We start from the raw sequence: 20,974 nt of genomic DNA, 5'->3' as shown, positions 1-20,974 counted from the left end.
GGGGGGGGGGGGGGGGGGGGGGGGCGGGGCGGGGGGGGGGGGGGCCGGGCCCGGCGGGGGGGGGGGGGGGGGGGGGGTCGGGGGGGGGGGGGGCCCCGCCCCCCCCCCCCCCCCCCCCCCACCGCCGTAGGCCGTCCTGTGCGTCGTCCGACCGTCCCGTCAGACCGCGCCGTCGGGCCGCCGCCGCGCCGACAGCAGGTCCTCCAGCTGCTCCTCACGGGCCTGCGCGGCGACGAAGAGCAGCTCGTCGCCCGCCTCCAGGGAGTCCTCCCGGGACGGCGTCAGCACCCGGGTGCCGCGGATGATCGTCACCAGTGAGGTGTCCTCGGGCCACTGGACGTCCCCGACCTGGGTGCCGGCCAGGGCCGACTCCTCCGGCAGCGTCAGCTCGACCAGGTTGGCGTCGCCGTGGCTGAAGCGCAGCAGCCGGACCAGGTCGCCGACGCTCACCGCCTCCTCGACCAGGGCCGACATCAGACGCGGGGTGGAGACGGCCACGTCCACACCCCAGGACTCGTTGAAGAGCCACTCGTTCTTCGGGTTGTTCACCCGGGCGACGACGCGCGGCACGCCGTACTCCGTCTTGGCCAGCAGCGAGACGACGAGGTTGACCTTGTCGTCGCCCGTCGCGGCGATGACGACGTTGCAGCGCTGGAGCGCCGCCTCGTCCAGGGACGTGATCTCGCAGGCGTCGGCGAGCAGCCACTCCGCCATCGGGACGCGCTCGACCGAGATGGCCGTAGGCGCCTTGTCGATGAGCAGGACCTCGTGGCCGTTCTCCAGCAGTTCGCCCGCGATCGAACGGCCGACCGCGCCGGCTCCGGCAATGGCGACCCTCATCAGTGACCGCCCTCCTCTTCGGGACCCTTGGCGAACGCCGCCTCGACCTTGTGGACCTCGTCGGTGCGCATCATGACGTGCACGAGGTCGCCCTCCTGAAGGACGGTCTGCGAGGACGGCAGGATCGCCTCCCCGAGCCGGGTGACGAACGCCACCCGCACGCCCGTCTCCTCCTGGAGCCGGCTGATCTTGTGGCCCACCCAGGACGAGGACGTGTGCACCTCGGCCAGCTGGACACCTCCGGTGGGGTCGCGCCACAGCGGCTCGGCGCCCGAGGGAAGCAGCCGGCGCAGCATCTGGTCGGCCGTCCAGCGGACGGTGGCCACGGTGGGAATGCCCAGACGCTGGTAGACCTCGGCGCGGCGCGGGTCGTAGATGCGGGCGGCGACGTTCTCCACGCCGAACATCTCGCGGGCCACGCGGGCGGCGATGATGTTCGAGTTGTCGCCGCTGGAGACGGCGGCGAAGGCGCCGGCCTCCTCGATGCCCGCCTCGCGCAGGGTGTCCTGGTCGAAGCCGATGCCGGTGACGCGGCGGCCGCCGAAGGAGGAACCGAGGCGACGGAAGGAGGTGGGGTCCCGGTCGATCACGGCGACCGTGTGCCCCTGCTGCTCCAGGGTCTGGGCGAGCGCGGAGCCCACGCGCCCGCAGCCCATGATGACAATATGCATCGCCTCACACCGCGCTTCCTGCGGGCCCGCCGGCCTTGGTGAATGTCTTGCTCATGTCTCTCTTTCGGCTCGCCTGGCGACACGTCGCGGCCAGTGTGCGGGCCGCAGGGGAACATCATGCCGGTGCGCACCGACGCTGACGCCGCTAGGGCCTGTCTGACAATTCCCGTCTGCCGTGCGACGCCATGCACGCACTCTCGCCGCACCGGCCCCAGACCCGAGTACGGCCAGTACGCGGGTCTGGGGCCGGCACACCGAGAGCACGCACCTGACGCCGCGCGGCCGCCCTTCGGGCGACGACGCGAATTGTCAGACAGGCCCTAGGGGCCGGGAAGCCGGGTGCCCGACCGGAGCCGGCCCACCGGCGTCCGGGTCCAACGTATCGGCAAGCACCCGGGGGCCGCAGGAGCCGTCTCATCCCCCGGCCGACGACCCCCGGCGGCAGATGCTGCGGATGCTGGCGGCCGTCAGGATTCCGAGGCCTACGAGCGTGGCGGCGCCGCCGATCAGCTCTGCGCTCAGGTGCATGGGACCTCCAGGGGCGACAACGGCCGGACAACGGGCAGGGCTTGTCGGGTAAGCAGTCATATAGCCATGCGAATGCCGTCACCTGCGGAATCCGCAGCCGGAGCACCCCCCGAATTCACCCGTAGAGCAGACTGCGTACGGATCGGGGGTGGCGGTTGGGCGGCCGCCCGTTCGAACGCTTACGATCCTCTGTTGTGTCCAAACTGACCGACGTGCCCAAGCGGATCCTCATCGGGCGCGCACTGCGCAGCGACCGGCTGGGTGAAACGCTCCTGCCGAAACGCATCGCGCTTCCCGTGTTCGCGTCCGACCCGCTGTCCTCCGTGGCGTACGCGCCCGGCGAGGTGCTGCTCGTCCTGTCCATCGCGGGCGTGTCGGCGTACCACTTCAGCCCGTGGATCGCGGTCGCGGTCGTGGTCCTGATGTTCACCGTGGTCGCCTCCTACCGTCAGAACGTGCACGCCTACCCGAGCGGCGGTGGCGACTACGAGGTGGCCACCACCAACCTCGGACCCAAGGCCGGACTGACCGTCGCCAGCGCCCTGCTGGTCGACTACGTCCTGACCGTCGCGGTCTCCATCTCCTCCGGCATCGAGAACCTCGGCTCGGCGATCCCCTTCGTCGTCGAGCACAAGGTCCTCTGCGCGGTCGCCGTGATCCTGCTGCTCACCCTGATGAACCTGCGCGGGGTCAGGGAGTCGGGCACTCTGTTCGCGATTCCCACGTACGTCTTCGTCGCGGGCGTCTTCATCATGATCGTGTGGGGCGCGTTCCGCGGCCTGGTCCTGGACGACACCATGCGCGCCCCGACCGCGGACTACCAGATCAAGCCGGAGCACGGCGGCCTGGCCGGCTTCGCCCTGATCTTCCTCCTCCTGCGCGCCTTCTCCTCCGGCTGTGCCGCGCTCACCGGCGTCGAGGCGATCTCCAACGGCGTCCCGGCCTTCCGCAAGCCCAAGTCCAAGAACGCGGGGAACACCCTCGCGATGATGGGCCTGCTGGCCGTCACCATGTTCTGCGGCATCATCGCGCTGGCCTCCGCGACCGACGTCCGCATGTCGGAGAACCCGGCCACCGAGCTGTTCCACAACGGCGTCGCCGTCGGCGCGGACTACGTCCAGCACCCGGTGATCTCCCAGGTCGCCGAGGCGGTCTTCGGCGAGGGCAGCTTCCTGTTCATCGTCCTGGCCGCCGCCACCGCGCTGGTCCTCTTCCTCGCCGCCAACACCGCCTACAACGGCTTCCCGCTGCTCGGCTCGATCCTCGCCCAGGACCGCTACCTGCCGCGCCAGCTGCACACCCGCGGCGACCGCCTGGCCTTCTCCAACGGCATCGTGCTCCTCGCCGGGGCCGCCATGCTCCTGGTCGTCGTCTACGGCGCCGACTCGACCCGGCTGATCCAGCTCTACATCGTCGGCGTCTTCGTGTCCTTCACGCTCAGCCAGATCGGCATGGTCCGCCACTGGAACCGCAACCTGGCCGGCGAGCGGGACCAGTCCAAGCGCCGCCACATGATGCGCTCCCGCGCGATCAACGCCTTCGGCGCCTTCTTCACGGGCCTCGTCCTGGTCGTGGTCCTGGCGACCAAGTTCACGCACGGCGCCTGGGTCGCGCTGCTCGGCATGTGCATCTTCTTCGCGACCATGACGGCGATCCGCAAGCACTACGACCGTGTCGCCGAGGAGATCGCGGCCCCGGAGGACCCCGAGGAGGCACAGAGCGACGACATGGTGCGCCCCTCCCGCGTCCACTCGGTGGTCCTGATCTCCAAGATCCACCGCCCCACGCTCCGCGCCCTCGCCTACGCCAAGCTCATGCGCTCCGACAGCCTGGAGGCGCTCAGCGTCAACGTCGACCCCGCCGAGACGAAGGCGCTGCGCGAGGAGTGGGAGCGCCGCGGCATCGCCGTACCCCTGAAGGTGCTGGACTCGCCGTACCGCGAGATCACGCGGCCGGTCATCGAGTACGTCAAGAGCCTGCGCAAGGAGTCCCCGCGCGACGCGGTCTCGGTGATCATCCCCGAGTACGTGGTCGGCCACTGGTACGAGCACCTGCTGCACAACCAGAGCGCCCTGCGCCTCAAGGGCCGCCTGCTGTTCACGCCGGGCGTCATGGTCACCTCCGTCCCGTACCAGCTGGAGTCCTCCGAGGCCGCCAGGCGCCGGGCCCGCAAGCGTCAGGACTGGAGCGCGCCGGGTGCGGTGCGGCGCGGACCGGCCCAGCACCCGGACCGTGACCGTACGAAGGACTCCTCCTCGTCCACGTAGACTGGACGGCTGTTGTCCTTTGCGGCACCTGTCGTCACCCGTAGGTCCCTGTCGTCCCCGTTCTCTGGAGTCACCCCGCCATGCAGGCAGAACCGAAGAAGTCGCAGGCGGAGAAGCGAGCCGTGTCCGAGGTGGTCTCGCTGGTGGGCGAGGAGTACGAGGTCGAGATCGGCCCCGTTGCCCACGGCGGCCACTGCATCGCCCGTACGTCCGAGGGGCAGGTGCTGTTCGTCCGGCACGCGCTGCCCGGCGAGCGGGTCGTGGCCCGGGTGACGGAGGGCGAGGAGGGCGCCCGCTTCCTGCGCGCGGACGCGGTCGAGATCCTGGACCCCTCCAAGGACCGCATCGAGGCCCCCTGCCCCTTCGCCGGCCCCGGCCGCTGCGGCGGCTGCGACTGGCAGCACGCCAAGCCGGGCGCCCAGCGCCGCCTGAAGGGCGAGGTCGTCGCCGAGCAGCTCGAGCGGCTGGCGGGCCTCACCCCCGAGGAGGCCGGCTGGGACGGCACGGTGATGCCGGCCGAGGGCGACAAGGTGCCCGCCGGGCAGGTCCCCTCCTGGCGCACGCGCGTGCAGTACGCGGTGGACGCGGAGGGCCACGCGGGCCTGCGCAAGCACCGCTCCCACGAGGTACAGCCGATCGACCACTGCATGATCGCGGCGGAGGGCGTCAGCGAACTGGGCATCGAGGCGCGGGACTGGACGGGCATGGAGTCCGTCGAGGCGATCGCGGCCACCGGCTCCCAGGACCGCCAGGTCATCCTGACCCCGCGGCCCGGCGCCCGCCTGCCCATCGTGGAACTGGACCGCCCGGTCTCGGTCATGCGCGTCGGGGAGAAGGACGGGGGCGTGCACCGCGTCCACGGCCGCCCCTTCGTCCGCGAGCGCGCCGACGGCCGCACCTACCGGGTGGGCTCCGGCGGCTTCTGGCAGGTCCACCCGAAGGCCGCCGACACCCTGGTCACGGCGGTCATGCAGGGCCTGCTGCCCCGCAAGGGCGACATGGCCCTGGACCTCTACTGCGGCGTCGGCCTGTTCGCCGGCGCCCTCGCCGACCGGGTCGGCGACCAGGGCGCGGTCCTCGGCATCGAGTCCGGCAAACGCGCCGTCGAGGACGCCCGCCACAACCTCGCCGCCTTCGACCGCGTCCGCATCGAGCAGGGCAAGGTCGAGTCCGTCCTGCCCCGCACCGGCATCGACGAGGTCGACCTCATCGTCCTCGACCCGCCCCGCGCGGGCGCCGGCCGCAAGACGGTCCAGCACCTCTCGACCCTGGGCGCCCGCAGGATCGCGTACGTGGCCTGCGACCCGGCCGCGCTGGCCCGGGACCTGGGGTACTTCCGGGACGGGGGGTACCGGGTGCGGATGCTGCGGGTGTTCGATCTGTTCCCGATGACGCAGCATGTGGAGTGCGTCGCGATCCTTGAGCCTGCCGATAAGGGCCGTTGACCTGCGGCTTTACTCGGTGTGCGGGATGTGTGCTATGCGCGTTACGGGCGAAATCTTGACGCTCAAATGACGCTCTCCGAGGTGTCTTGACGCTCATTTGACGCTCGTTCTGATGGCGCGTCAGGTGCATTTCGGGATGCTGTGACCTGGGCTGAAGCGTGGGCTGAGGAACGTGCGTGGGCGGCCACGGTCCTGCCCGATGGGTAGCGCGCCTCGGATCGTCGGGTGGGTTCGCTTGTCGGCGCGTACGGTGTGTGCCGCGTCTGACCGTGTACCTGCGCCGTTCGCGGAAGGTGGCGATGCCGCCGTGCCGAGCGATTCACCGTCGCCTTAAGCCGCCCGCCGTCGTCCCCTCGTCTGCACGCTCATTCGCAGGCGTCGCCTCAAGACGGCGCGCTCTTGATCCTTTACGAACTCCACAGGGCGCAGCTCGCTGGCCTTCCGGGCGGCATTCGCTGTACCGCGACATAGCACGCACGCTGCCAGCCCTTTAGGGAAGCCCCAGGTCCCGCAGCTGTCGCCGGGAGGTGATGCTCAGCTTGCGGAAGATGCTGCGGAGGTGGGCCTCAATGGTGCGCGGGCTCAAGAACAGCTGTGCGCCGACCTCCCGGGAGGTCGCCCCGGTAGCTACCAGCCGGGCGATCGTCAGCTCCTGTGCGGTGAGCGCGTCCGAGGGCTGGGCGGACCGGCTGCGTGGGTGCTCGCCGGTGGCGCGCAGCTCGCGGGCGGCGCGCGCGGCGAACGCTTCCGCACCCATGTCCGACAGCATCTGGTGGGCGGTGCGGAGCTGCTGGCGGGCGCCTTGACGGCGGCCCTGGCGGCGTAGCCACTCGCCATAGACGAGATGAGTCCGGGCCAGCTGGGTGGCCACTCGGCAGTTTCGTAGCTGCTCGATCGCCTCGCGGTAGTACTCCTCGGCGGCCGGGCCGGTGCTGACCAATGCCCGTGAGCGCGCTGCCAGCCCGAGCCCCCACGGGGTGCCGCTGGCCAGCGCCCGTGAGCTGAGCTGGTCCAGCGCAGCGGTCGCATGCTCCGGCCGGCCGCTACGGCATGCCGCTTCAATGAGCTCGGAGTGTGCCAGGTTGCTGTGGGTCAGCTCGTCGGACTCGAAAGCCCGCGTCGCAGCGACCAGAGCCGCCGGGTAGTCGCCCAGACCGTTGTGCAGCACCGCCATGGCGTACTGCGCCAGGAAGTCCTCAGTTCGGCGCCCACGTCCAGCCGCTTCCCGGACCATGGTCGCGTGGATCTCGGTGGTCTCGTCCGAGCGGCCGCGCCAGGCAGCCAGGATGAGCTGGCCGTGGAGCACGGGCACAGTTCTGGTCGCGGCCGCGATCGCGGTCTGTTCGGCGGCCCGGGAGAAGTCACCAGAGAGCACCAGCATGACGGACTGGACGAGCAGTGCTGCCGGGAGCGTGGCCAGCGCGCCGGCTTCCCTGACCAGCCGGACATGACGAGCGGCCAGCGCGTGCACCATCTGGTCGTCGAAGAGCGACATCGCGGTCCGGCCGGCCAGCCACAGCCAGCGGCGGTCGTCGCTGTCGTTCACGGCATGATCGTCCCGCTCGTGACGATTGAAGGCGTCCAACGCCCGCCGCAGGCCGGGCACTCCTGCCGCGTAGCCCTGCGTGAACGTCGTCACCAGCCCGTCGAGCAACAGATCCACGGGCCTCGGCGTCTCCGGTGGTGCGGGCGCGGCCCGGGCTGCGTCGGCCACCGTACGCACGCCGCCGGGTCCGCGGTCGCCGGTAACGATCGCCGCATCGAGCGCGTCCAGGTAGGTCTCCCGGGACAGCGCCGGGTCCAGCGGGGCGAGGGTCTTGGCGGCGTCCAGCAGCATCCTTGGCCCCTCGCCGCCCCTTGCCCCGTGGAACGCGATCCGAGCATTCAGCAGCTGTAGGCGGGCCTGCGCCACGGCGTCCAACGGCCCGGCCGCGGCGACTGTCAGCAGCTCCAGGGCTTCGGACGCACCTGCCTCGTGCTTGGCGTGCGCAGCTTCCAGGGCCCGTTCCGCCCGGACGGCCGGCCTGGGGGTCAGCTCGGCCGCACGCTTCAGGAACGCCGCCGCGGCGGCCAGCCCGCCGCGGGCGCGGGCCCGTCCGGCCGAACGCTCCAGCTCCGCGGCGGCGTCCTCATCAGTGCCCACCACCGCCTGCGCGCGGTGCCAGGCACGCCGGTCCGGATCGACCTGCTGGTCGGTGACGGCGGCCAGCGCGCCGTGCGCCCGGCGCCGGTCGGTCGGTGTGGCCGCCCGGTAGACCGCCGAGCGGACCAGCGGGTGCCGGAACCGCACACGGAAGTCGAACTCCAGCAGCCCGGCGGCCTCCGCGGGCGCAGCCGCCTCGCGGGCGATCCCCAGCTCCGCGGCCGCGCGCCACAGCAACGCCGCGTCCCCGGTCGGCTCGGCCGCGGCAACCACCAGCAGCATCCGCGCGTCGGCAGGCAGGCTGTTCGCGCGGCGCCGAAAGCCGTCCTCGATCCGGCGCGGAACGCTCACCACATCCGGCAGCTCGAACCCGCCCGCGAACTGCACCGCCGGAGCACCCCGGGGTAGCTCCAACAACGCCAGCGGATTGCCGCGCGCCTCGGCTACGATCCGGTCGCGCACCACATCGTCCAGCGGTGCGCGGACCGCGGTGGCCAGCAGCGTCTGGGCATCGGAGGCCCCCAGCCCCGCCAGGCGCAGTTCCGGCAACCCGCTGAACGCCTCGACGTCGGTCACACCGGGATCGCGCAGCGCAAACACCATCACCACCCGCTCGGCCCCCACTCGCCGGGCCACGAAAGCCAGAACCTGCGCAGACGCCTGATCGAGCCACTGCGCATCATCGACCACACACAGCAACGGCCCGTTCTCGGCCAACAGGCTCAGCACCGCCAACCCCACCAGGAACCGGTCCGGCGCAGCACCCTCGCGCAGCCCGAACGCCACCCCGAGCGCGGCCTGCTGCGGCTCGGGCAGCTCGACCGCCCGCGCCAGGAACGGGGCGCACAACTGGTGCAGGCCCGCGAACGCGAACTCTGCCTCGGCCTCCACCCCGGCCGCGTCGTGAACCCCGAATCCCGCCGCCACGGCGGTCTCCCGCATGTGCTGCAGGAGGGCGGACTTGCCGATGCCGGCTTCCCCGCGCACCACCAACACTCCGCTGTCGCCGCCCTGCGCCTGAGCCAGCAGCTGCTCGAGCGCCGCCTGCTCGGCGCGCCGTCCCACGAGCATCGCCTGGTCCTCCCCTGGCGCCGACACGGCGTCTATCCGGTAATTGTCACCGACGCGAAGCGCGCGGGCAGCACCGGGTCGTCAGGATGCCAGCCTCCCCCGCGCCAGGGTCGGTGACGGGGTAAGGGATTTTTACCGACGCGGACCAGGCGCCTTCCCCGCGACTCTGAGAGCCCTCAGCAGAGCGACCGGGAAGGGAGCGACCACCGTGACCAGCATCGAGGTGTTCTTCCCCGCCGACGAGGAGTCCTCCCGCTACGGCAGCAGCGCGAGCGGGTCGCCGTCCACGCCCTGGCCCACCGGGAGCTGCACGGCGGTGGGGCGGGCTGTCGGAGGCCGATCGCCGGCGCCGGCTCACGCGCCCCTGACCACGCCGAAGACATTTGGGCCGACGACACGTCGGTCGACGACACCTGAAGGGAACAGCCGTGGCCTGGAGACCCCGCCAACTCGCCGAACTCGCCGGCACCACTGTGGGTGCGGTGCGGCACTACCCCGACGTCGGCCTGCTGGAGGAGCCGCCGCGACGCGCCAACGCCACAACACGGCGACGAACCTGCCCCTCGACCTCCTCGGCGGACCGACCGCCGTGACCGCGTTCGCCTCCGGCCTGGATGACGCGACCACCCGTTTCGACCGCAACGAGCCACAGCTCAACGTCTCCACCGGCCCAGACGACGAGCGCGACACCACCACACCGGCCGCCATCGTCGAGAGCATGCGGGCGGTGCCCCTCGCTGGCGGCCTGCAGCCGGCCGACCGCGAGCGGCTCACCACCTCGCTCGTCGCGAACACCACCGGCGACGCCACCATCCGGGCCGGCGTGCCAGCCGGGTGGCCAATCGGGGACAGGACCGGGACCGAAGCACAGGGCGAGCGCAACGACGTCGGGAGCGTGCTGCCCCCGGACCGCGCGCCGCTGGTCTCGCCGTCTACGCCGACCCGGACGACCCGGAGTCCACGGCCGGCAACGCCACCATCGCCGAGGCGACAACGATCGCGGTACGGCGGCTCGTCGGTCAATAGCAGGCAGACCACCCTCGGAAAGGAAAGATCATGGGACACGTAACCATCGGGTACGAGAACAGCACGCCGGTCGAGCTCTACTACGAGGACCAAGGCGCGGGTCAGCCCGTCGTCCTCATCCACGGCTACCCGCTCAACGGCCACAGCTGGGAGCGCCAGACGCGCGAGCTGCTCTCCGCCGGCTACCGCGTCATCACCTACGACCGCCGCGGCTTCGGCCGCTCGTCGAAGGTCGGCACCGGCTACGACTACGACACCTTCGCCGCCGACCTGAATGCCCTGCTGGAGACCCTGGACCTGCGCGATGTCGTGCTCATCGGGTTCTCGATGGGCACCGGCGAACTCGCCCGCTACATCGCTCGATACGGCCACCAGCGGGTCGCGAAGCTCGCCTTCCTGGCCTCCCTGGAGCCCTTCCTCGTCGCTCGGGACGACAACCCGGACGGCGTGCCCCAGGACGTCTTCGATGGCATCGAGGCCGCGGCCAAGGGCGACCGCTACGCCTGGTACGAGCAGTTCTTCTCCAACTTCTACAACCTCGACGAGAACCTGGGCAACCGCATCGGCCAGGAGGCGGTCACAGCCAGCTGGAACGTCGCCATCTCCAGCGCCCCCGTGGCCGCCCATGCCGTCGTCTCCTCGTGGATCGAGGACTTCCGCGCCGACGTCGAGGCCGTCCGGGCCAGCGGCACGCCGACCCTGATCCTGCACGGCACCGCCGATCGGATCCTCCCCATCGAAGTCACGGCCCACCGCTTCCGCCGGGCCCTGCCCGACGCGCAGTACGTGGAGATCGACGGCGCCCCGCACGGGCTGCTGTGGACTCACGCCGACGAGGTCAACGCCGCCCTGCTCGCCTTCCTGGGAGACCCACTCCCCAAGGGCGTCCGCCCCGGTTCGGAGGAGTCGCCATGACCACGGCCACCGGCGCCTCGCCGCGCGGCGCCGACCTCGGCGTGCGCCCGCGGCGAGCGCCTCGTCCATACGCTGCCCGTGCCGTGGCAGCGGTTCGGCGTGCTCGATGGGCAAGCTCGTCGTCGGCGATCGACGAACGGGTCCCGACCCTACCCGCGGCAGCGGGGCCATCGGTCAAGGTACTCGGGCCCGTGGTCTGCGGGCCTAGAAGCACCTGCGGCAGGCCGCTGAGCATGCTCACACCATTCACGGTCAGGTCGGCACCACCGAACGGGACCCGGCTCGGTGGGGTGGCACTGCCGCAGCAGGGGCCCGAGGATGCGCTCATCAGGATCCGAGCGGGGCTCACCGGCATCGCGCTCCTGCACGGGGTCGGCGTCCTTGTCGGGGCGTCGGACGATCCCGCCGGCCTCGGACGGTACGGCACGGACCTCTGGGGCCGGAAGATGGTCACGGCTGAGAGGACGCGATGAGGGCAACCGGTGCTCCGGCCCCGCTCGTCGGACGACAGGCAGAGATCGCTGCCGTGACCGAGGTGCTCGACCGAGCCCGCCGTGGAACCGGTGGCGCCCTGGTGCTCTGGGGTGAGCCGGGCATCGGCAAGACCGCACTTCTCGACCACGTCACCGCGGCGTCTCCCGATTTCGCCCCGCTGGCGGTACAGCCCGCACGGTGCGAGTCCGGGACCCCCTTAGCCGGCCTGGACACGCTGCTCCGGCCGGTCGAGCACCTGATCGCGACTCTTCCGGTGTCCCAGGCGGCAGCGTTGCGAGGCGTGCTCGCGGGCGAGGTCACCGGAGCGGGCCGGTCACTCACCGCCGTGGCGGTCCTGTCCCTGTTGTCGACGCTGGCAGTCGACCGCCCGCTCCTGATCGTCGTGGACGACGCACATCGGCTCGACGCGGAGACCGCGTTCGTGCTCGGATTCGTCGCCCGGCGGGTGGGGACCGATCCGGTGGTGGTCCTCGTCGCCGGCCACGACGCGCCTGCCGGCGGATCGTGGGAGGGGGTCGATCCGCTCGCGGTGAGTCCTCTCGCTGACGACCACGCCGCCCAACTGGTCGCCGCCGCTCACCCCGGCCTCGACGGCCCCGAGGTCACCCGCGCGGTGCAAGCAGGTGGGGGCAACCCGCTGGCACTGCACGAGCTGCCTGTACCAATCGACGATCTTGCCGCCGGCACGGTGCCCGTGGGGCCCCGGCTGCGTACGGCCTTCGCCGAGCGCCTGCAGACCATGCCGACCCCGGCACGCGAGTTCGTCGTGCTCATGGCCGCGGCTCGTGCCGACGGTGATCAGCTCACGCTCGCACGGTCAGCACGTTCCCGCGCCGCCGGGGAGCCGGTCTGGGAGGAGACGATCCGGTCGGGTCTGCTCGCCGGGACGCCCGACCGGCCTGCGCTACGGCACCCGGTGGTCCGGGCCGCTGTCTACGCGAGCGCCTCCCCGTCTGAGCGCAGGAACGCCCACCGGACCCTGGCCGCCGCGCTTCCCCCGGGCAGTCGCGGGCATGTCTGGCACCGGGCCGCGACCGTTCACGACGTCGACGAGGAGATCGCCGGGCTGCTCGAGCAGACGGTGCCCTCGGGCGCCGGCGCGGTACCGATTCTGCGGCGGGCCGCCGAGCTGTCCGCCGACCCGGCCGCTGCGACCCGCAGGCTCGCCGGCGCGGCCGTGGCCGCCTGGCACGGCGGCGACGCCACGATGGCGCGTCGGTTGCTGGCCGATGCCCGGAGCCTGACCGACGAGGTTCTGGCCACCCGCGCCAGCCGCGGCCTGCGCGGGGTACTCGAACTTGCCGAGGGGTCTCTGGAACGAGCCCACCGATCGATCAGTCGCGACATCGCCGCGTTCGATGATCCGCGCATGAGAGTGGAGCTCGGCGCCGCTGCCCTGCACGCGGGATGGTCCGCGGCCCGCGACGACCTCGTCGGCGAGACCCTCACTCGTCTCGCGGGGCTGACGACCCCTGGGCTGCCCGAGGTCCTCCCGATCGTCCGGACGTGGTGGGGGCCAGCGACGGACCCGGCACGGGCAGCGTCGTCGGCAGAACTCGGTGACGTCATGGCGCACATCTCCCGGGTGGAGTCGCAGCTGCTCCCGGCGTCGCCGCTCGGACTGGTGTGGGGCCTCGACGAGCCACTCGCCGATGCCGTGCACGCCCTTGTCCGCAGGCACCGCCGTCACGCCGATGGCACCTCGCTTGCTGCGGCGCTGGCTCGGATCGCGCGACTCGACATCGCCGCGGGCCGGTGGGGCGCTGCGGAGGACGCCGCGGCCGAGGGGCTCGCGTCGGCCGAGCGGATCGGTGCCGAGCACATCGCTGCGGAGTGCCGGAACTGCCTCGGATGGCTCGCCGCCGCCCGCGGTGACGGCCGCAGCGTCGACCATCTGACCGTTCGGACCCTGCAGCTGGCCGGGCCGCGCCGCGACCGTGCGGTCAGCGCCTCGGCCCACTGGAACCGTGGAATGGCCGCTCTGGCGGCCGGTCGCGCCGATGCTGCACTCGACCTGCTCGCCCGCTTGGACGAGCACGGGCACGAGGCAGCACATCCGATCGTCGCTCTGCTGGCAAGCCTGGACACGATCGAGGCCGCCGTGCACGCGCGGCGGCCGGAGATCGGCCGGCGCCGCGCCGAGGCGCTCGACGCCTGGGTACGGCGCACCGGCGCGCACTGGGCGATATTCACAGCGCACCTGGCACGCGCACTGCTGGACGAACCCGCCGCCGAACGGTCCTACCGGGCGGCGCTGGACGTGCCCGGTGCGTCCCGGCGCCCGTTCGACCACGCACGGGCCCGGCTGCTCTACGGCGAGTGGTTGCGGCGACAGCGGCGGCGCCGAGACGCCCGCCAGCAGCTCGACGCCGCTGCCGAGACGTTCCACGCACTGGGAGCGCGCCCGATGCTTGAGCGGGCCCGGCGTGAGCAGCGTCTGATCATGGCGCCCGCACGCCGTGACACTGCCGTCGGCACGGGCATGGCAACGCTGACGGCACAGGAACGCCGGGTGGCCCAGCTTGCCGCCGGCGATCTGACCAACCGGGAGATCGGGGCCCATCTGCGGATCAGCGACCGCACCGTCGGGCATCACCTATCCAACGTGTTCGCCAAGCTGGGGCTCTGCTCACGGCGCGACTTGGCGGCCACCGGCATCTCCGGACGGAGCTGATGACGCCTCACCGCCTACCTTGAGCGCTTCGGCGGCGATCTGCTGTAGCCGGGCGTCGCTGGCCCCCTGCTCCTGGGCGTCGAAGAGGCGGGCGGCGTAGACGGGCGGCAGGGCGACGGTCAGGTGCCGGATGCGGTCCTGGTCCGTCGACCCGATCGGGGCCGTGTAGCCCATGCGGGCGCGGGTGTCGATGATGATGCCGCCCGTGCTGGCCGCCTTCTCCTTGGCCTTCGCGCGGATCTGCGGCTGCCACCGCTTCTTCACCTCGCGCTCCAGGCGCGCGGCGAGTTCGGGCCGGGGCTTCTTGATCTGGTCCTTCACGTACCGCTCGACGGTGCGCTGGGAGACCCGCAGCATCAGGGCGACCGCCTTTGTGCCCTAGAGCTGCTTGACCAGGTACCGCATCTGCGCACCCGCGCTCTTGGGTGCCGGGCGCGTGAACGCCTTCTGCACCGCCGCCTCCAGGCCGTCCCCGAACAGGCTCATCGTGGCCTACTCCTACTCTCCGTTGTCGACGTCGGTGACGGTGCCGTCCTTGATGTGCCGGGCGAGGTTGAGCTCCGGGGCGTTGAACCGCTCCCGGACTTCCTCGCCCCACATCAGGTCCTGGATGCCCTCGTGCTTGACCAGGCCGGGGTTGATGCCGAGCTTGAAGCCGCCGGGCAGCGGCTTGCCTTCCCGGTAGGGCAGGAAGTCCAGCGGCAAGGGCCCGCCTGCCACGTAGACGACGCAGTCGGACAGGATCGCGATGGGGTACTGCCCGGTGAAGGCGGCGGGCTTAACGATCTTGCGGTGCAGGTTGATCCGGGTGCGGGAGATGACCGCCGCCCGGAAGCCCGGCCGCCACGTCGGGCGGGACAGCGCGCGCCACGGCTCGCCCGGTCTCCAGCCCTCGCCGCGGGGCCGCTCGCGGAGCTTGCCCAGACCTCCCTTCACCGGTCGCCTTGACCGCCGTGCCAACGATCGCCAGTTCCGGGTCATGGCCCTTGTAGCCGTCCATCGCCGCAAGGAAGTCCACCGGGGCGAGGTCGGCGTCGACGCCGAGGTCGGCCATCGTGGCGAGGTAGGCGTCACGGAGCCGGTCGTACCAGCCGTCCAGGTACCGGCCGTGCTCGTACCGGACCCACGCCTCAATCGGCCGCACCTCGTAGCCGAGCTCCGCCGCGTAAGCGACGGTGGGCGTCGCGTACCAGGCCGGGCCAGTCAGGCGCTCGCCCTTCGGCGTGAACGGAGAGGGCAGCAGCGAGCCGTCCAGCTCCACCCACTCCTTGCCGACCTTCACGCGGGACAGATCGACGTGGGACAGGTCGACCAGCCAGGAGCCGGGCAGCTTCGCGTCGAACGCGGGGGCCTTGACGCACGCCGACGACAAGACGCTGGCCGCCCTGGCCGCCGCAGGCACGGTGACCGCCGCCGATGTGCCCGCCATCCTGCGGCACCGAAGGGCCTGGGCCGGGCTGGTCTCAGCCCGGGCACGGCACCCTGGGCAGGTCGAGGCCGCTATCGCTCTCCTGCCCCGCCTCTCCAGCTACGAGGTGGAGCAGGTCGTCCGGTCCTGGGATCCCGACCGTTACACCCGAACCGAAGCGGACGCACCTGCCCCGCCCGTGCCGCCAGAACTGTTCGACGCTGTCCCGGAAGCCTGCCTGACTCCGCTCGCCGCGTACCTTCTCCACCCGGAGCCCGAAGAGGGCTGGGAGGCCGTGTCCGATTTCTCAAAGGACTGGTCCCTGGACCTGGCCGGCCACAGCGGCTGGGCGATGCTGGCCCGGTGTCCCGAGCGGTGGTCGGAGCTCGCCACTCACCCCACACTCGGTGCGGCCGTCCAGCACCTGCTGCTAGACCATGCCGAGACCCAGGCCCTCAAGGACTCCCGCCTCCGCGCCACCGACCCCGACGGCGCGGAACTCCCCGCCGATCCGGCGCCCGCTCTCAGCGAGAACCTGCTGCGCGCCTGCCTGCCGGCCCTGTGCCTGCCTGAGCTGGCCGGCCTGCCCAACCCGCAGGTGACCGCCCGCCGGACCCTGCACCACATCGCCAACCGCGTCCGCAGCAACCCGCGCCTGGCCGACCTCGCCGCCGACCAGCTGCACGCGGCCGCCGACGCTCTCGTCACCCGCGGCCAGCTGCTCACCTGGTCCGACAGGCAGGAAGACGATCACGAGTTCGACGGCCGCGTCCTGCGTCTCGCCGAGGACCCGGCCCTCCTCAGCACCCCCCGACCACCTCGCCGGGTCCTGCGCCCAGCTCGCCAGGCTGGATCAGCCGGCCGTCGTCTCCCCCATGCCGAGCCGGACTTCGATCCGCGTCCTCGACAATACCGACCCCGACCACGACCGCCCGGCCCGGCTCCTGGAACGCCACTACGAGCACCGCCGCGTCCAGGCTCTGACCGTCCTCGCCGCCAACCCGCACACCCCGCACGCAGCTGTCGTGGGCGTCTTGGGCGGGCTGCACCCTGCCGAACTGGCCCGGACCGCCGAGAAGGCCGACGGCCTCGACTGGTTCAGAAGGCCGACCGCCCCGACTGGTTCCTGGCCGCGGCGGCCGCCATCCCGGTTCCGGAAGACGAGGACGACGGTGTGGTGCGGCTGGTGGACGACGACGAACTCGGCAAGCACCCCGACCCCGCGGCCGTCCTGCAGTCCTGGCTCGACTCCCCCGCCACCGGGGAGATCCTCTCCCGCTCCGAGGTCTACCGCGCCGTCGCGAAGTCCCGCTACCGCACCCTGGAGCACCTACGCCAGATCCCCGCCGACGAGGTCCTCGCCAACCACGAACCCGACGTCGCCCTGACGATCCTGCTGGACCGCTGCGGGCGCAGCACCGACCGGTGGGGCACTCGCCGCTGCCATGACCTTCGACTACGACGACGAGAAGATCACCTTCGGGGAACTCCTCGACTCCTTGGACCCGACGCCCGCAGAGGCGCAGACATCCTGACCGTCGGGAGAACTGTAGGTTCTCGCGATTCGTGTCATACGACGCTGCTGTGACCTCGGGCTCGGCGGGTGTCTCAAGCCATGTCTGAGGCGGTCAGTCTCATGGTCGTGTCGGAATCCTCTCCATCGCCGGACGCAGCCACGGCTCATCACCGTCCGTAGTGCAACGAAGCGCCGCGAGCTCACAAAACTGTTCCTGAACCCCACAAGATCAACGTGCAGTTCAGCGCGAACAGGTGAGAGCTGCCACTGCCCGCAGGAATACGACGGCAACGGAATAGGTGCTCTGCGCCGGTACGGCGTCCGTCGCCGTCGCCGTAGTGGACCGGGACCGGTCGGCAATGGCGTACCGCATTGACGATGGTGAGCAGGACCTCGGAATCCGGATAGTCCGGTTCACGGGGCTCATCTCTGAGGGTGAGTTCGGAGATCCGTTCCACGTACGGTTTGCCGGAGCGCTGAGGTTCACTCTGCGCACGGCTCCAGGCCCGCGTCGCGGGCCAGGAGCGCCGCTTGGACCCGGTTGTCGCAGTCAAGCTTGGTGAGGACGCGGCTGACATAGGTCTTCACCGTCGCCTCGCTCATATGCAGGCGGGCGCCGGCGGCCGCGTTGGACAGTCCTTCGCCGAGCAGGGCCAGCACCTCGCGTTCGCGAGCGGTCAGCCCGGCCAGGCGGCGGCGCGCCTCCTCGCCACGCACGGTGGCGGGGGAGGCGAGGGTGTCCACTACGTGGCGGGTGGCGGCCGGGGACAGGTAAGCGTTGCCGGCCGCCGCCGCGCGGACTGCGTGGATCAGCTCCTGCGGGGCGGTGTCCTTCAGCAGGAAGCCCGCACTGCCGTGGCCGAGCGCCCGCAGGACGTTGTCGCGTTCCCCGAACGTCGTCAGGATCAGCACCCGTACCCCCGGCGCGGCACGGCCCAGTTCGGCCAGCGCGGTCAGCCCGTCCATCACGGGCATCTGGATGTCCAGCAGGGCCACGTCGACCGCGGTGCTCCGAGCGGTGTCCACCGCCTCCCGGCCGTCCCGTGCCTCGGCGACGACCTCGATGTCCCCGGCGGAGGTGAGGATCATTCTGATGCCTGCTCTGATGAGCGGCTCGTCGTCGGCGATGAGAACCCGGATCATGCGATCTCCTGCGCGGGATCGGTGTGACAGGCGGACAACAGGCCAGCTCATCATGCCCGATCCGGCCGGGAGCGCGGTCACAGACCTCGGGTCAGGGGTTCCACGTGTAGGACACTTTGGAGGCGAGCTTCCCGTCGCGGAAGCAGAACCGGTAGACGATGTCCTTCTCGTCGTCCACGAAGTGTTCGCAGGCCGCGTCATCGGGCAGCGCAGGCCCCTGCTTCTCCACGCCGTCGGTGAGCAACGAGCCGCCTTCCGGCAACTTCCCGCGCAGGTCCGCCTCGGCCTCGCCGACTCGAGCCGACTCGTACACGCTCGCCGGTATGGCCCCCTTCTCCAACTCGTCGATCCCTTTCGACACCCCCCACACCAGAAGGGCGCCGACGCCCACGACGAGGACCACGGCGGTGGCAGCGCATCCCAGGGCGGCGTTCTTCTTGCTGCTCATGATGGCGGTGAACTCCTTGTGCGGTACGGCGCGTTCGAGGACGCCACCACCATTTCCCGCCGAGGCCCCGCCGATCTGCCCTCGGAAGTCGTCGTCCGCAGCCACCGAAGTCGCGCCGCCCGGAGGGGACTGCCGCTCGCCACCGGCGTACGGCAGCACACCGGCGAGGCGGAAGCCCCCGCCGGGGGTGAGGCCGGTGTGCACCATGCCGCCGACCAGACGGGCCCGCTCCCGCAGGCCCGTCAGCCCCTGTTGGCCGCTGATCGCGGGGGGTGCGGCCGGAACCCCGGCCGGTACTGGGCCGTTCGCCACCTCGACTACGAGGCTGTCCGGTTCGTAGCGCAGCGCGACCGTGATCGGGGCGCCCGGCGCGTGCTTGTGTGCATTGGTCAGTCCCTCCTGAGCGATGCGGTACGCCGCCCGGTCGACAGCGGGGGTGAGGGGTCGCTCGGCGCCGGAGCGGTGCAGTTCCACTGTCGCGCCCGCCGCCCGCGACGATGCGACCAGCTCGTCGACAGAAACCGCGGCACGGTCCGAGGAGGGCCCGGCTTCCTGCGGACCGGGCCCGGACATCTCCGCGTCGTTGCGCAGGATGCCCACGGCTTCGCGCAGCTCCCGCATCGCCGATCTGGATGCCTCCCGGAGGACGCCCACACCTTCCCGCTGGCGGCCATTGAGCTCCGGGTCCACCTCCAGCGCCCCCGTGTGCACGGCGATCAGGGCAAGTTGGTGGCCAAGGCTGTCGTGCATGTCCTGGGCGATGCGCTGCCGCTCCAGCAGCCGGGCCTGGCGCGCCACCATCGCCCGTTCGCGCACCAGTTGGGCGTTGTGCCGCCGCAGAGCATCCAGCAGGGCGTGCCGCTGGGCACGGTACCGGGCGGCGAAACCGGGCACCACCGCGAGCACCAGGAACGGCCCCCCGGTAAGTGCGACGGTCACCAGCACCGACAGTCCGAGGTCTTCATCTGGTGCGCTGGCCACGCCGGCGACAAGGTGGAGCACGAAACCAGCCGTGAACGCGGCCAGTGCCCGCGCCGGGCGCTCGATGCGGCTGCCGGCGGACCATCCGGCGCAGACCAGCAGGACGAACGCACCGAGAAAGGTGCCCGCCAGGGCTGACGCGGCCAGCAGTACCGACGCCGGCAGGGCGCGACGCGCCAGGGACAGTACGGCGACGACCAGGGCCAGTGCCCCGCCCTGTACCAGGGAGCCGGTCTCCGCCGTGCGAAGGATGCCTGCGATCCCGGAGAGCACTGGGGTGAGCACGGCCTCGCCGACGATCCGCCGCCGGGGCCAGGCGGAGGCGGCGGCGAGACGGAAGCGGAACGACGGTCCGGTACGGGGAGTTTCTGCAGCATCCACGCGCAGACGATAGACGGCTGCCCTCTGACGCCCGCATCCTTCCTTCGGTGCGGTCGCGCGCGACGAAGGGGGGTCGGGGAGGCATCGGTTCCTGGGATTCCTGCCCTCTTTGGTCGTTACGGGTGACGACTTATGGAGACTGCCGCAGGGGCGGGCGGTCCGGTGACGATGGCTCCGCCGGACGCACTCAGCGGCGGCACAGGGAACGACGGCTTCGGGAGCGGAACAGTGGACAGTGCGGGACAGTGGACCGGCAGACGTTTCACCGTCCGGCAGGAGAACCGTCTCAAGGCCGGCCGTTACACCGTGAGCGAGCTGATGCCGGACGGCTCTGAGGGCGAGGTCGTGGCCTGCGCCGAGGTGAAGCGATTCTCGCTCAAGGAGAAGATCACCTTCCACACCGGCCTGTCCGGGACCCGCGTGCTGTTCACCATTGAGGAGCGCGGCCTTCGCGGCGCCGGTGATGGCTACGACGTGTGGGACGCGGAGGGCAACCTTGTCGGCGGTTTCGAGGAGAAGGACGTCGCCTCCCTGGTGCGTTCGACCTGGGTGCTGGACCAGCCCGGATTCCCGGCCGCCGTCGGCCGGGAGCGTAACCGGTTCGTGGCTGTGCTCCGCCGCGCCTGGGACTTCCTGCCGCTGGACCTGCCGTTCCTGTGGCCGTACCACTTCGACTTCGAGACGGGAGGCAAGCAGGTGCTGAAGGTGGACAGGAAGTGGGGTCTGCGGGACCGTTACGTGGTCGACATCCTCACCCCCGGACCGGACCCCCGCCTGGCCGTCGCCCAGGCCGTGGCCCTGGACACGTTCCAGGACCGTTGACCCGAAGAGACTGGCGCCGACGGCGGGCAGGTGGGCCATGTCGCCGGTGGGAAAGCTCCAGGCCCATGGCCGGATACCTCCGGACCGGCCTCGAACAGCCACGGGCCTCGGTATCCAGCAGGATGCGCATGCTCTCCAGTTCTGCGGGCGGCAGCGCATCCCACACTTCGTAGGACGACCAGTACGCGCCGGAGTAACGC

At 71.4% G+C, this 20,974-nt stretch carries 12 protein-coding genes and 2 pseudogenes; 7 read left to right on the top strand and 7 right to left on the bottom strand.

Features of this window, described 5'->3' with window-relative positions; genetic code table 11:
- Positions 1-159: 159 nt before the first annotated feature.
- Positions 160-840, bottom strand: coding sequence for a TrkA family potassium uptake protein (locus tag ACFYZ3_RS38225; RefSeq protein ID WP_087806775.1), 681 nt, complete (start codon positions 838-840; stop codon positions 160-162).
- On the bottom strand, positions 840-1,511 hold the full coding sequence (locus ACFYZ3_RS38220) for a TrkA family potassium uptake protein (protein ID WP_109029875.1): 672 nt from the start codon (positions 1,509-1,511) through the stop codon (positions 840-842). Before ACFYZ3_RS38220 ends, ACFYZ3_RS38225 begins: the two co-directional genes overlap by 1 nt.
- A 722-nt stretch (positions 1,512-2,233) precedes the next feature.
- Here ACFYZ3_RS38220 and ACFYZ3_RS38215 point away from each other — a divergent pair.
- Complete coding sequence (locus ACFYZ3_RS38215) at positions 2,234-4,306, top strand: APC family permease (protein ID WP_361006935.1); 2,073 nt, start codon at positions 2,234-2,236, stop codon at positions 4,304-4,306.
- 80 nt (positions 4,307-4,386) lie between these two features.
- Complete coding sequence (locus tag ACFYZ3_RS38210; protein WP_388527945.1) at positions 4,387-5,751, top strand: class I SAM-dependent RNA methyltransferase; 1,365 nt, start codon at positions 4,387-4,389, stop codon at positions 5,749-5,751.
- A 490-nt stretch (positions 5,752-6,241) separates the two neighbouring features.
- Here ACFYZ3_RS38210 and ACFYZ3_RS38205 read toward each other — a convergent pair whose 3' ends face one another.
- Positions 6,242-8,965: a BREX system ATP-binding domain-containing protein gene (locus tag ACFYZ3_RS38205; RefSeq protein ID WP_388527942.1), complete on the bottom strand. Its 2,724-nt coding sequence runs from the start codon at positions 8,963-8,965 to the stop codon at positions 6,242-6,244.
- A gap of 589 nt (positions 8,966-9,554) precedes the next feature.
- Here ACFYZ3_RS38205 and ACFYZ3_RS38200 point away from each other — a divergent pair.
- From ACFYZ3_RS38200 to ACFYZ3_RS38190, 3 genes are all read left to right on the top strand, one after another.
- Positions 9,555-10,034 carry a serine hydrolase gene (locus ACFYZ3_RS38200; protein WP_388527939.1) on the top strand — a complete coding sequence of 160 codons (480 nt, stop codon included), beginning with the start codon at positions 9,555-9,557 and terminating at the stop codon, positions 10,032-10,034.
- The gene (locus ACFYZ3_RS38195) at positions 10,022-10,906 is read left to right on the top strand and encodes an alpha/beta fold hydrolase (RefSeq protein ID WP_388527936.1); all 885 of its coding nucleotides are present in this window, start codon (positions 10,022-10,024) and stop codon (positions 10,904-10,906) included. Before ACFYZ3_RS38200 ends, ACFYZ3_RS38195 begins: the two co-directional genes overlap by 13 nt.
- Positions 10,907-11,375: 469 nt before the next feature.
- A complete protein-coding gene (locus ACFYZ3_RS38190) occupies positions 11,376-14,075 on the top strand; it encodes an AAA family ATPase (RefSeq protein ID WP_388527933.1) in 2,700 nt (899 codons plus the stop codon).
- 18 nt (positions 14,076-14,093) lie between these two features.
- Here the strand turns inward: ACFYZ3_RS38190 and tpg are convergent.
- Positions 14,094-14,561: pseudogene (gene tpg, locus ACFYZ3_RS38185) on the bottom strand (telomere-protecting terminal protein Tpg); the annotation flags it as partial.
- A gap of 12 nt (positions 14,562-14,573) precedes the next feature.
- Positions 14,574-15,432, bottom strand: a pseudogene (locus tag ACFYZ3_RS38180) (transcriptional regulator); the annotation flags it as partial.
- Positions 15,433-15,610: 178 nt separating this feature from the next.
- On the opposite strand from ACFYZ3_RS38180, the gene ACFYZ3_RS38175 reads away from it, so the two are divergent.
- Positions 15,611-17,071 carry a hypothetical protein gene (locus ACFYZ3_RS38175; protein ID WP_388527931.1) on the top strand — a complete coding sequence of 487 codons (1,461 nt, stop codon included), beginning with the start codon at positions 15,611-15,613 and terminating at the stop codon, positions 17,069-17,071.
- 411 nt (positions 17,072-17,482) lie between these two features.
- On the opposite strand, the gene ACFYZ3_RS38170 is transcribed toward ACFYZ3_RS38175, so the two are convergent.
- Together ACFYZ3_RS38170 and ACFYZ3_RS38165 are read right to left on the bottom strand one after the other, a co-directional pair.
- A complete protein-coding gene (locus ACFYZ3_RS38170; protein ID WP_388527928.1) occupies positions 17,483-18,142 on the bottom strand; it encodes a response regulator in 660 nt (219 codons plus the stop codon).
- A 91-nt stretch (positions 18,143-18,233) separates the two neighbouring features.
- Positions 18,234-19,952, bottom strand: a complete 1,719-nt coding sequence (locus tag ACFYZ3_RS38165) for a histidine kinase (protein ID WP_388527926.1) — start codon at positions 19,950-19,952, stop codon at positions 18,234-18,236.
- Positions 19,953-20,180: 228 nt separating this feature from the next.
- On the opposite strand from ACFYZ3_RS38165, the gene ACFYZ3_RS38160 reads away from it, so the two are divergent.
- Positions 20,181-20,774, top strand: coding sequence for a hypothetical protein (locus ACFYZ3_RS38160; RefSeq protein WP_003977861.1), 594 nt, complete (start codon positions 20,181-20,183; stop codon positions 20,772-20,774).
- The last annotated feature ends 200 nt before the right edge of the window (positions 20,775-20,974 follow it).

Origin of the sequence: Streptomyces sp. NPDC001599, assembly GCF_042893535.1 — a bacterium.
GTDB lineage: Bacteria > Actinomycetota > Actinomycetes > Streptomycetales > Streptomycetaceae > Streptomyces.
Note: the sequence above shows the minus strand (reverse complement) of the source record. Positions and strands in the feature narration are given on the sequence as shown.

Excerpts from the sequence above, each read along its gene's own strand:
- ACFYZ3_RS38195 (WP_388527936.1), top strand. The coding sequence starts at position 10,022 with ATGGGACACGTAACCATCGGGTACGAGAACAGCACGCCGGTCGAGCTC.
- ACFYZ3_RS38170 (WP_388527928.1), bottom strand. The coding sequence starts at position 18,142 with ATGATCCGGGTTCTCATCGCCGACGACGAGCCGCTCATCAGAGCAGGC.
- ACFYZ3_RS38210 (WP_388527945.1), top strand. The coding sequence starts at position 4,387 with ATGCAGGCAGAACCGAAGAAGTCGCAGGCGGAGAAGCGAGCCGTGTCC.
- ACFYZ3_RS38225 (WP_087806775.1), bottom strand. The coding sequence starts at position 840 with ATGAGGGTCGCCATTGCCGGAGCCGGCGCGGTCGGCCGTTCGATCGCG.
- ACFYZ3_RS38190 (WP_388527933.1), top strand. The coding sequence starts at position 11,376 with ATGAGGGCAACCGGTGCTCCGGCCCCGCTCGTCGGACGACAGGCAGAG.
- ACFYZ3_RS38220 (WP_109029875.1), bottom strand. The coding sequence starts at position 1,511 with ATGCATATTGTCATCATGGGCTGCGGGCGCGTGGGCTCCGCGCTCGCC.
- ACFYZ3_RS38205 (WP_388527942.1), bottom strand. The coding sequence starts at position 8,965 with ATGCTCGTGGGACGGCGCGCCGAGCAGGCGGCGCTCGAGCAGCTGCTG.